This window comes from Streptomyces sp. CA-106110 (assembly GCF_050936285.1).
Classification (GTDB): Bacteria; Actinomycetota; Actinomycetes; order Streptomycetales; family Streptomycetaceae; genus Streptomyces.
On record NZ_JBNJNB010000001.1, the window covers coordinates 6,964,364 to 6,975,935 of the forward strand.

The following is an 11,572-nucleotide window of genomic DNA, read 5'->3' on the forward strand; positions in this document are numbered from 1 at the left end:
GGCCCGGTAGCCAACAGGGGTTAACACCTGACGCGTTAACCCCTGCCGACCTGCTCTGATGTGAGGCATGCTGCTGTTAGGCCCCTGGAACCCAAGCAGGACGGCGTGACGTGACGAACGGACTCAGGACGGCGAGGAACGCGCGGGAGTGGTCGCAAGAGCGGCTGGTCCGGGAGATTGAGCGCTATGCGCGACAGCACATGCTCGACGTCGCGTCGACGGCCAGCCTGCGTGTGTACGTCTCGGAGTGGGAGAACGGCCGGCGCCAGATCTCTGCTCGCTACGCGAAGATCCTGCGCGCCCTTCTTGGCGTGACGGACGACGAACTGACCGGGACGGCGTCGGCGTCGGTCCCGTCGGCCACAGCAGACGGGTACGACGAACTCATGGGTCGGATCGATGCGGCTCGCAACATCAGCTTGACCATGGTCAACACGTTCATGGACCAGACGGAGTTGCTTAGGACCATGGATAGGCAGATGGGCGCTTCTAGCCTGGTCGATCAGATGACAGCGCACCTGACGACCCTGGAAGATGCCCTCACCTTTGCCGTACTGCCCGAGACCCGGCGCCCGGTTGCCCAAGCGCTGGCCGGAGCGGCGACGCTGGCGGCTTGGCAGGCCCTCGACGTCGGCGCGGTCGAACGAGCCTGGCGGCATTACGAGTTAGGCAAGCGAGCTGCCCAGGAGGCCGAAGAGCCGATGTACCTGGCACACGCCACCGCCGAGCAGGCTTACGTGCTCTGCGCCGCAGGGCGCGCGCCCATGGCTGTGCAGCTGGTACGTGATGCTCGGCGACTCGGAGGCAAGGCCAAGTCCCCTCGTCTCAGGGCCTGGCTGTACGCGGCCGAGGCAGAGATCTGCGCTCGAGCGGGCATACCCAAGGATTGTCAGCGCGCGCTGGAGCGGGCTATGCGGTGCCTTCCCGCAGGGGTGGAAGCACGGGATCCGGACATGCTGAGCATCTTCCTGAATGAAGGGCACCTCACCCGATGGCGCGGCAACGCGCTTGCTCTGATAGGCGACGACGAGGCGGTGGGCAGCCTCTACGCCGCCCTAGACACGGCGGACCCCACCTTCATACGGGCCTCCGCAGGACTGCGATGCGATCTCGCGCAGGCGCATATGGCGCGCGGCGAGTACGACCAGGCGCAAGAGCATCTGCGCCAGGCTCGCCTCATAGCGAGTCGCACGGGCTCGGTGCGACAGCGACGCCGGGTCGAACAGCTCACGCAGCGGTTGTAGGGGAAGCGCCGGCGCCGCGCGAGGACAGAACATGGAGCAGGGCCACGAGGGTGCCCGAGCCCATGAGTTCGCCTCTCGCCAGCAGCCCAGGGATATCGGAGAGAGGCACCCAAGCGATGTGCCCGGCCTCTTCCAGGCCTGTCGGCTTCCCCACGAGCTTGGCACCCTTGCCCACGAAGATCTCGTGCGGCGAGTCGACCATGCCCACCATGGGCTGATACGTGACCATGTGCTCCAGAGCATCCGGCCGCCAGCCGGTCTCTTCCTCCACCTCGCGCAGCGCCGTCTGTGACGGGTCTTCGCCCTCATCGACGATGCCGCCGGGCAGCTCCCAGCCGAAGGAGTCGGGGACGAAGCGGTAGCGCCACATCATCAGGACGCGGTCCTGGTCGTCGATGACGGCGGCGATAGCCACGTGATGAAGCCTTACGACGTGATGCTGGAAGCGCTCGACACCGGGCGGCTCGACATCGACGAGGCTGAGCTTCACCCAGCGGTTGTCGTAGAGCGTCCGCTCACCATGGATCTGCCACGGCTCCACATCAGCCGGCGTCTTGATGGTCACGGACCGATCGGGCACGCGGTAGGAACTGCGGCCATGGACCTCGATGACGCCCTCGGAAACGAGCCTCGCCAGCACCTGGCGCAGAGCCGTCCGACCAATGCTCAGCTCTTCGGACAGGGTCCGCTCAGACGGAATCTTGGAGCCAGGCAGGTACTTCCCCGTCGAGATCCACTCCCGGATCGTGCGGTAGACCCGCTCCGACTTCGGTCCCATCAGATGAGCCAACTCCCTGCGTCCCTTGATGCTGGTCGGCTCCAGCGTAGCCGCGTGCCTACTCACGTGAGTAGGTTCGCCCAGACCGAGACGATCACCGAGGCGATCACCGAGCGATCACCGAGGGACGCGGTAAGACTTTCCCTACTTCATCAAGGCCCGCGCACGGCGCGGGCGCGCGCCGCCTCTGCGGCGCGGCCTGCCTCCTGTCTGCGCCCCGGCTGGCCGCGCCCGGCGGCGCGCTTCGTGCAGCGGGCCAGCACGGGAAAGACCGCACAGTCCGGGCCGGCGAGCGCGGCGGCATCGCTGGGCGGTTTCCGTGGCAGGAGCGTGGCCGTCTGCGGCCATAGCCGTAGTGCTGTCGAGACAGGCTGGCTGCGGAAGGGGTGGCGTCCGGGCCGGGCGAGGGTCGCTGGGCAGAAAAGGTCGACGGGGCTGAGCGCCGTACCGCGACCGTCACGGATGCGGCAGCATGAGCGGACCACCCCCGAGGGATGGGCCGATGGGGAGCTGGCTGCTGCCGCGCTGTGGCTGAGCCTGGCGCGAAGCTCCGCTAGATGCACCGCCGTTGTGCGCCGGCGGTTGGCTTTGAACCCGCTGGTCCGCCTCCGCCCAGGAAGACCGCTGCGAGGGAGACCACGTAGAAATCGCCAGTGAACAAGGCGGCCCGCTTGCGCAACAGCGCTAGTTCTAGCGCTGGCTGTTGCGGAATCCGATGACCACGGCACCCCACCAGCAGACTTGAGACACCAGAGCTGTCGCGGCTCCCCGGGCAAGGAGGCGCGGCGTGAGCGCGGCAGTGCCCTGCTGCGTCATGCGTCTGTTCAGAAGCCCGGTCTGAAGGCCGTTGAGGGTGAGGACGAGCACCAGTCCCAACTTGATGCGGGTGAGGGTGGAGCCAAGGTCTGGGTGGAGCATCACGCCGCTGGCCACGAGACCGGCGAGGCCGGTCCAGATGGGGATGTGGAGGTGGGCCGTGCTGTTCAGGGCATCGCGCAGGGTGCACCGGCCCGTCAGACACAGGAGCGCGTAGTAGTCGGCCACCAGGACAGCTCCGAAGCCGAGCACGAGCGAGGCCAGGTGGACAAAGAGCGCCGCAGAGTGGAGGGCTGCGTCCACGCGCAGGTGCAGGGATATCCATGCGCAGGCCGAGAGGGCCAGGCAGGCGGCGAGTGCGGCGGCTCCGACCGTCCACCATGTGTCGTACAGCCCCACCCGCTGGGTGGGCACTGCCTGAGGGGACACGGACGGCTCCGAGGGCAGCACGGACACAGACGACTCCTAGCTACTCGGCGGCCTCATCAACGAGTACCAGCAAGCAGCCCGACCACGCCGAGGCAAACGACCTGGTCAACGGCTCGTGCCGGGGTTTTCGCGCGGGACGGGCATCGTATGAACGGGCGGCCTCCTGGCGTCACGCGTCGCGGCGGGCGAGGAGGAAACCAGCGACGGCTAGGACGAGTGCAGCCCACAGACACATCACCCCGAAACCCTGCCAGGGCGAAAGGAGCTGATCTGGCGTCTGGGCGGTGGTCATCAGCTGGGTGCCGGCGTTCGAGGGCAGATATGCGTAGATGTGCTTGCCCAGGCTTCCGGGGATCAGCAGGGCCAGCTGGGACAGGACCAGGACGAAGCCCAGCACTGCCGCGATCGCCCCGGCGCTGTGGCGGATGATCGCTCCCAGGCCCAGGGCGAACAGCCCGAGCACGCCGAGGTAGAGGCCTGTGCCGAGCACGGCTCGTGTCACTCCCGGGTCGCTGAGCGACACCTTGACGTGCGGGGCAATGATCGCCTCGCCGATCAGGAAGGAGGGGAACGCCACCATCTCGCCCAGGACGGTGACGAGCGCCGCGAAGACCGTGCCCTTCGCTGCGAGCATCCCGATCCGCCGCGGCACGGCCAGCAGGCTGGACCGGATCATCCCGGTAGAGTATTCGCTGCTGATGACGAGAACACCGAGCACGCACACCGCAATCTGGCCCAGGTAGAGGCCGGAGTCGAGGATGGTCGCGGTCGGATTGGCCATGCTGCGGGCGCGCCCGTCCGGGGTCGTCTGGTCCCACTGCCGAACGGCGAGCCAGGTGAAGAGCGTAGTGAAACCGATGGTCGATACGGCCAGGAGCGCCAGCGACCAGGCGGTCGAGCGCACACTGATCAGTTTCGTCCACTCGGACACCAGCAGCCGCCTAGCCGCCACAAGCCTGCCCTTGCCCGGCTGAAGCGGCACTGTGTGGGGAGATGAGGCTGTCGCGGTCATCATCATCCTGCCGCTCCTTCGGGCGCTGGCTTCCAAGCGGCCCCCGCGGAGGGGCCGGGACGTGACGGGGTGCGGTACTCGACGGTGTCCCGGGTCAGCTCCATGAACGCTTCTTCGAGCGACGCTCGGCGCGGCGTCAGTTCGTGCAGCACGACGTCCGCCTCATGGGCGAGTTCACCGATCCGAGCGGCGTCGATCCCCTGCACGGTGAGCACATCGTCCTCACTGCTCCCCACCGCCGCGCCCTCCCGTACGAGCACGTCGCGGAGATCCGCTGCCTGCGGGGTCCGCACCCACACCGAGCGCTGCGAACTGGCCTCGATCACCTTGGCAGTGCTCGCCTGCGTGATCAGGCGCCCGCGGCCGATGACGATCAGATGATCCGCGGTGACGGCCATCTCGTTCATCAGATGGCTGGACACGAAGACGGTCCGGCCCTCGCCGGCCAGGGACTTCATCAGGTTCCTGATCCACAGCACGCCCTCCGGGTCCAGCCCGTTGACCGGCTCGTCGAGGATCAGCACTCGCGGATCGCCGAGCAGCGCAGCCGCGATCCCCAGGCGTTGGCCCATGCCCAGCGAGAACCCCCCAGCGCGTCTGCGGGCGACATCGCGCAGGCCCACCAGCTCGAGTACCTCTGCCACTCGGGCTCGGCCGATGCCCTGGCTCTGGGCCAAAGCCAGCAGATGGTGGTAAGCACTACGACCACTGTGGACCGCGCGCGCCTCGAGCAAGGCACCGACATGCTTGAAGGGTTCGCGCAGGTCCCGGTACGGCACCCCACAGATCCGGGCCTCGCCGTGGCTCGGGCGGTCCAGCCCCAGGATCAGGCGCATGGTCGTCGACTTGCCCGCGCCGTTCGGCCCGAGGAAGCCGGTGACTCGACCAGGCTCGACGGCGAACGACAGACCGTCGATGGCGAGCTTGTCTCCATAACGCTTGCTCAGTTCGTGAACCTCGATCACGGACGTTGCCTCCAAGCAATGCTCCCGCTGCCCGGCATCCGACCGGCCTGCAGACGAACGGCGACGGGCAGAGGACGACAGGCGTCAAGTCGGGCGGATTTCGAGCATGAAGACTGTGCCCGGCAAACATGGTCATGTCTAGACTTCTCACCGGGTTCTTCCGATTCCTCCCCGGCCTTCAGGCCGGGGAGGAATCGGACTCCTGCGGAGCAGGGCGGGGAAAGGGCAATCGCCGCCAGGGCGATTGGCCGTCCACCACGGGACGGGGTGAGCAGGCCCGCACGGTCAACGATCGCCGTACGCCCAGCTCACAGCTCTCCCAGCTCGGCCACCATCCGCCACGTCTTCCAAACTGGTGCCGTAGAACGGCAGGGCAGCCCCTGTCAAGATTGCGTGCGGCGGCTGACACCAGCGGCTGACACCAACACGCACGAACAGCAGCGGTCGACGCCGGATCTCAGTGGACGATCGACCGAGGCGCAGGGGCCGTTGGTCGACGTTGACAGGCCCCCGTGATCGACCTGATAAGGATGAGGCTAGATCTCAAAGCCTGTGCTATCGCTTGGAAATCACGTCCCCGTCAGGGCACGGCCCCGGCGTTGTTCCGTTACGCCCGACTTCGTAGTAGTTGATCAGATGCCGTAGACGGCGAAGGCGTCGTTGTGGTTGAGGAGATCGCGGCGGGCGTGGGCGATGTTGGCTCGTCCGGCGAGGCGGAACGTGCTGCCCAGGTTGCGGAAGCTGGCCAGGGTTCGGGGGGGGTGCCGGTCCGGACCTGGGAGTTGTCCTCGTGGAAAGTGACGTCCCGCACCCAGTGGATCTTGTTTTCGATGGACCAGTGGGCCCTCTCGTAGTGGTTGAGGTGAGCGGGGCCGGCGAGGTGGGCGGGCATGCTGGTGACGCCGAAGACGATCTCCTTCCCGGTCCAGGTGCCGTCGAGGCCGCCGGTGTCACGGCGCAGGCGGAAGACCTGTCCCGCGCCGGGGAAGAGGGCGTCGTCGGCTTGGGCGGTGCGGATCGTGCGGCGCTCGGTGCGCCCGTGCCCACGGTCGTCCTTGGCCTCGGTGGTCTCGGTCCACTCGGCGTCGGTGCCGGCCAGCAGCGCCTGGGCGGCGGCGCGGGCCAGCGGCTGGTTCCCCTTCAGGATTAGGACGTAGTGGGCGTCGAGCCGGTCCGTGATCAGGCGGGCGGTCTTCTTTGTGGTGTGCAGGGCATCCAGGGTGAACACCCATCCAGGCAAGGCGAGTTGGGCCAGCAGGGTGCGGGCCGCCTCGCCCTCGCCGCGCTTGTCCGGAACCTGGGTCTGGCCGAGGACCGCGCCGCTGGCGTGGGCGACCGCCCCGACCAGGAAGACCCGCCCCGATTCGGTGCGGGCGCCGGTCAGGGCCTTGCCGTCGAAAGCCGCGGCGGGCAGGAGCCCGGCCGGCGCCGGGTGTTCCACGGCCCGCTGGGCGGCGCGGCGCTGTTCGCGCTCGATGGGCCCCGGGGTGCACGGGATCTCGGGCGCCGTTGCGGTTCCGGCCGCGACTTCGGTGACGTAAGCACAGGTCGCCGCGTCCAGGGCGTCGGCGTCCAGGTCGGCGAGCACGCGGCGGAAGGTGCGTTCGCTGGGTACGAGGTACTGGCCGGCCAGCGGGTCGTACCGGGCGCCGATGCGTGCCAGTTTGATCTGCGGGGCGCGGGTGGCCCACTGCCAGATCGCGGTCATGGAGTCGCCGCCGACCACCAGCGTCGCGCACGCAGCCAGCACCAGGATCACCACCAGAGGATGCCGCCGCCCTCGCTCCGCTCGCCGGTCAGGGACCTGGCGCAGCCTGCTGACCAGCGCAGACTCCGCTGCCGCAGGGTCGGCGGCGAGCTCGGACTCCCACAGCGCGAGGTCGGTGAGCTGGCCAAGGACAGGGCTGATCAGAGAGGATGCGGACACGAGCGCGGCTCCTGAGACGATCTTCTGGCGTAGGAACCTGAAAGATCATCAGAGGCCGCGCTCGCCTCGCAACTTGCCACCTCACTCCACCGACAAACAACCCAAAACCCATCAAAGATCAACTACGCCGGGGCCGTGCCCGTCAGGGGCGTTGACAGGTTTTGAGTATTGCTCTTCCGGGCCACCGGACATCGGCGTGCGTTTCGGGATTAGCGCTGAGAAGAACAGGCCCACGAGTGCCGCCGCAGCCCCGACGATGAACGTGGTCCGAAACCCCTCCGCCGAGGGCAGCGCCGCCGAGCCGACACTGATCGTGGCGTGTGCCAGGACCACCGTCAGGACCGCCGCGGAGGTGGCACTTCCAACCGAGCGCATCAGGGTGTTCACTCCGTTGGCCGAGGCCGTGTCGGTCACGGGAACCGCATCGGTGATCAGCTTTCCCGTGGCCGCAGTCGAGATGCCGGCGCCGGCTCCTATGATGCCCGAGGCGACGAGGATCTCGATGACGCTGTCCGTCCGCAGCGTGACAAAGACGTAGCCGGCGGCAATGACGATTGCCCCCAGCATCATGGCCAGTCGAGCTCCGTACCGGCTGATCAGTCGGGCCGCGACCGGAGTCAGCAGCAGCGCCACCACCCCGTTCGTGGCGACGACGAGCCCCGAACGCACCGGGCTCTGACCGAATCCGTAGCCGGTGGCGGTCGGCGCCTGCAGGATCTGGGGAAAAGCGAAGAGCATGGCGAAGATCGCGAACCCCATGGCGACCGTGGCGAGGTTCGCCATGAGCACTGGGCGACGGGCAGAGACCCGCAGGTCGACAAGGGGGGAGCGGACACGCAACTCGTGGCGGGCCCAGGCGAGCAGGAGAACGATTGCCGCCACGCCAAAGCCGAGTGTGCGGGCGCTGCCCCAGCCCCACTGCCCGCCCTTGACGATCGGCAGGAGCAGGCCGACCAGCCCCACGGTCAGCCCGACGGTACCGACGACGTCGAGGCGTCCCTCGGCGCGCTGGGGGGACCCCGGCACGACCAGCGCGGTCAGGAGAGCGCACAGCAGACCCAGCCCGGCCGATCCCCAGAACAACGCGTGCCAGTTGAGATGCTCGGCTACCAGGCCGGCCAGTGGTATCCCCGCTGCGCCGCCGAGGCCCAGCGCCGCGCTCAGGAGCGCGATCGCCCCGCCAATGCGGCGGGGTGGAAGCTGGTCCCGGAAGAGGCCAAAGGCGAGCGGGATCACCCCCATCGCAAAGCCCTGCAGCCCGCGGCCAATCACCATCGGCCATAGCGAGCCGGCAAGGGCAGAGATGACCGCTCCGGTGATCACTGCGGCGAGTATCAGCAGCAAGACGCGCCGTTTGCCGAAGAGGTCGCCAAGGCGCCCGCTCACCGGCGTGACGATCGCGCCGGTGAGGAGGGACACGGTTACGACCCACGACGCGTCCGTGGGTGAGGCGTTCAGGATTACCGGCAAGTTTGGGATGAGCGGGATGGCCAGCGTCTGCAGCAGCGACGCCAGCAGGGCGGTGAGGGAGAGGACGGCAACCACGGCCGAAGGAGAACCGGAGCGCTTCACGCAAATCACCACGCTGACCCGGTGCTGGCGCGCTGCGCGTAGTCCGTCGTCAGCAGCGCCGTCGGCTCCCCGCCGGGCCCGAAGGCACGACTGCGGGTCGTCGGCGCCGTCACGAAGCGGCTCGCCAGACGCGTGCGGCCCAGGACGATCGGATCAAAAGCAGTGGTCATGGTCTCTTCCTCACGATGAGTGCTGCTCCGCGGCCCGGGCTCGACGTGGCCCGCCCCAGCGAATGCCTGCCCGAACAGTAAATCACCTGTCCGAACAGGTAAATCTCGAGGATTCATTCCGGCGACCGATGTGACGTGCACCGCAACCCACCATGTCGAGACCCTCTACTTAGGCGAGCCCGGCCGACCTGCACAGCCGTCGGCCCGGGCGGTAGAGTTGTCTGGCCAGACAGGAAAGTGAGGCGAGTGATGGCGCAGTCCACACCGGAGACCGGGAAGGGGCTCACAGGGGCGGCTCAGGAGGCCACGGTCCCTGTGCCGGCCGCAGCCAGCGGCGGGCCGGTCAGTCACGCGATCGTCCGCCTGGCCCGCCTGCACCGCATGTTCGCGCGACAATTGCTGCGCCGCATCGCCCTTCATCCGGGCCAGGAAATGGTCATGATGTATTTGTGGGACCTCGGCCCCCAGCGGCAAGCCGACCTGGTGCGCCTGCTGGACTCCGACGCCGCCACCATGACCCGCACCGTCCGGCGCCTGGAGCAGGCCGGCTTCGTCCGCCGCCGCCCCTCACCCACCGACAAGCGCGCGTCACTCATCGAACCCACGGCGGCCAGCCATGCCCTGCGCCGAGAGGTCGAGCGCGCCTGGAGTCAGCTCGAAGACCTCGTGACGGCGGACCTCTCCCCCGACGAGCGGACCGCGGCCCTGCTCACCCTGGAACGCCTGGAGCACAACCTCGCGCAGGCCACCGCCGATCCCGCAGACGCAGACACGGAGCGTTAATTCGGTCCTGCCGCGTGCGCACAGATCACTGGCTCCGGAGAGATCTGGAGCCACTAGAGTGCCGTCCACGTCGGGAGACACCGGTCGTGGTCTCACTTCTGGTCTCATTCACACACGTACCGTCCCGTGCGAATGAGTACCAGAGCAAGTTCGCTTTCAAGGCGACAGCCGCACATGCACGCAGATGAACGACTCCGCACGGCCGCCCGACCGGCACAAGCGCACTTGGAAAGCGTGTTGGTCCCTGCTGATGCTTGCTTGGGCCCGCGACACCACCAGTCGAGGCGGCTAGGTTGAGGTCGTGAACGATGAAGCGATCACGATCAGGCTTACGCGCGATCAAGCGTTCGTGCTGTCGGACTGGCTGTACCAGGTGATGTTCCAGTCCGACGACCTTGAGGGGATCGTGCGCGACCGAGCCGTCTGGTCACCGATCTACGCGATCTCAGGAACGCTGGACAAGAGGCTGAGCGAGATCTTCATGCCCGACTACGCTCCACGGCTTGAAGCGGCCAGGAGCGTCTCCGTATCAACTTGTACGCCGAATCAACTTGTACGCCGAAACCGACGAGTCGACGGCGCCCAAACAAGGGTGTGGCCACCGCACCACAAGCGCACCAGATAAGGCGGGGAACAGCGGGGAGTCACGGTGAAAGCGACCAAGGTCGATAAGACCTCCATCAGGTCGTTCGCACAGCTCAGCGGCTGAGCGCGCCGCGAATGATCGCAGCTTCCCAAGCTGAGGGCTCTGGGGGAAGGAATCAACTCCGACTCCTCTCCACGGTCCGGCCAGCGCGGCCGGCTCTGGTCGACGGCACCGCATCATGGTCAAGGCCGGGCCGGACGACCAGGGCTGAGCCCGCGTGAGGTCCTCGCAGCCCCTTGCCTGCGGTCACCTGCCGGAGGAAGATCCTTCCGGATCGAGGGAGATGTGATGCTGCGGTTCATGGACTGGTCCGTAGTCGCCATGGGGTGTCTGCTGGTTCTCGGTGGCCTCGGCAGCCGGCGGTGGCAGCGGACCCGAGTTCGGAAGAACGAGCGCTCCGACCAGGACATGCGCTTCATCTGGACATGGCAACCCCTCCTCATGGGCCTAGGAATGATCTGCGCCAGGGTGCCAGGCCTGCTTCGCGCGCCTCACCTCGTCGTCGAGGTCTTTGACGCCCTCAGCTTCGGACTGGCAGTCACGGTTCTGGGCTTCTACCTCAGGTCGGGATATCGCTCCCTTCGTGCGCCCGGCACCACGTGACGGCCGCGACGGCCACCACGACCGACAGCAACTCCCAGACTCCGCCTGACAACCTCTGTGGCTTTCGTCTACCGATCTCTGTAGAGCTACGGATCAGAAGGTCTCTGACATCCACGGCTGACATCAACGACCCCGGACGGGGGCATACACCAGCACCTGTGTCCGGCCGTCGCATCAGTCGCGGGCCGGAGCCGGACCGGGCCTGGATCGAACTCCTAAAGCGGGTGTCGCAGGCTCGAATCCTGCCGGGGGTACATTTGACCTGCGGTTTTGCCGCAGAGTAGCTCGACGGGCTCGATTCCCCAGAGAAATGGGAACGCCGTCGGGACGCAATCTGACTGCCCGTCAGAGCTGGCCGTAGGTGATGGTGGCAGGGCTGGCCCATGCGCAGCGGTCAAATCGGCCCGGCCGCAGGATTACGTCTGCCTACTTGGTATTCCGCCTACTGCAGACACGGCTGTCGTGCCAGAGGTCAGCGCGAGTGTCGTGAACAAGCGGGAGTACCAGCATGGATCGCCGGCCAGCGCTGCGTCGGGGCGCGTTGCCTATGTGGCGACAGTGACTGGCAAGTCGGCCGTAGTGGGCCGGCCCCGGGGGGCGGTGACAGCGGTGCCGTGGCACTGTCCA

The 11,572-nt window shown here is 67.4% G+C and carries 11 protein-coding genes; 4 read left to right on the forward strand and 7 right to left on the reverse strand.

What is annotated here, in order from left to right:
- The first annotated feature begins 110 nt into the window (after nucleotides 1–110).
- The gene (locus tag ACQEXA_RS32145) at nucleotides 111–1,244 is read left to right on the forward strand and encodes an XRE family transcriptional regulator (RefSeq protein ID WP_432928799.1); all 1,134 of its coding nucleotides are present in this window, start codon (nucleotides 111–113) and stop codon (nucleotides 1,242–1,244) included.
- Here ACQEXA_RS32145 and ACQEXA_RS32150 read toward each other — a convergent pair.
- From ACQEXA_RS32150 to ACQEXA_RS32180, 7 genes are all read right to left on the reverse strand, one after another.
- Nucleotides 1,228–2,022, reverse strand: a complete 795-nt coding sequence (locus ACQEXA_RS32150; RefSeq protein ID WP_433134667.1) for an NUDIX domain-containing protein — start codon at nucleotides 2,020–2,022, stop codon at nucleotides 1,228–1,230. The two genes, ACQEXA_RS32145 and ACQEXA_RS32150, sit on opposite strands and share 17 nt — an antisense overlap.
- Before the next feature lie 690 nt (nucleotides 2,023–2,712).
- On the reverse strand, nucleotides 2,713–3,294 hold the full coding sequence (locus tag ACQEXA_RS32155) for a hypothetical protein (protein ID WP_433131801.1): 582 nt from the start codon (nucleotides 3,292–3,294) through the stop codon (nucleotides 2,713–2,715).
- 142 nt (nucleotides 3,295–3,436) lie between these two features.
- A complete protein-coding gene (locus ACQEXA_RS32160; RefSeq protein WP_432928803.1) occupies nucleotides 3,437–4,198 on the reverse strand; it encodes an ABC transporter permease in 762 nt (253 codons plus the stop codon).
- 83 nt (nucleotides 4,199–4,281) lie between these two features.
- Complete coding sequence (locus tag ACQEXA_RS32165; protein WP_432928805.1) at nucleotides 4,282–5,244, reverse strand: ABC transporter ATP-binding protein; 963 nt, start codon at nucleotides 5,242–5,244, stop codon at nucleotides 4,282–4,284.
- Between the two features lie 607 nt (nucleotides 5,245–5,851).
- A complete protein-coding gene (locus ACQEXA_RS32170; protein WP_433131804.1) occupies nucleotides 5,852–7,171 on the reverse strand; it encodes an ISAs1 family transposase in 1,320 nt (439 codons plus the stop codon).
- A gap of 111 nt (nucleotides 7,172–7,282) precedes the next feature.
- Complete coding sequence (locus ACQEXA_RS32175; RefSeq protein WP_433131806.1) at nucleotides 7,283–8,743, reverse strand: MFS transporter; 1,461 nt, start codon at nucleotides 8,741–8,743, stop codon at nucleotides 7,283–7,285.
- A gap of 5 nt (nucleotides 8,744–8,748) precedes the next feature.
- Nucleotides 8,749–8,913 (reverse strand): hypothetical protein, encoded by a 165-nt coding sequence (locus ACQEXA_RS32180; RefSeq protein ID WP_432928808.1) that lies wholly within the window; start codon nucleotides 8,911–8,913, stop codon nucleotides 8,749–8,751.
- Nucleotides 8,914–9,162: 249 nt separating this feature from the next.
- On the opposite strand from ACQEXA_RS32180, the gene ACQEXA_RS32185 reads away from it, so the two are divergent.
- The 3 genes from ACQEXA_RS32185 (at nucleotide 9,163) to ACQEXA_RS32195 (ending at nucleotide 10,945) form a co-directional block, all read left to right on the forward strand.
- Entirely contained in the window at nucleotides 9,163–9,696 is a 534-nt protein-coding gene (locus ACQEXA_RS32185; protein ID WP_432928810.1) for a MarR family winged helix-turn-helix transcriptional regulator, read from the forward strand.
- A 301-nt stretch (nucleotides 9,697–9,997) separates the two neighbouring features.
- The gene (locus ACQEXA_RS32190; RefSeq protein WP_432928812.1) at nucleotides 9,998–10,321 is read left to right on the forward strand and encodes a hypothetical protein; all 324 of its coding nucleotides are present in this window, start codon (nucleotides 9,998–10,000) and stop codon (nucleotides 10,319–10,321) included.
- A gap of 321 nt (nucleotides 10,322–10,642) precedes the next feature.
- Nucleotides 10,643–10,945, forward strand: a complete 303-nt coding sequence (locus ACQEXA_RS32195) for a hypothetical protein (RefSeq protein WP_432928814.1) — start codon at nucleotides 10,643–10,645, stop codon at nucleotides 10,943–10,945.
- Nucleotides 10,946–11,572 lie beyond the last annotated feature (627 nt).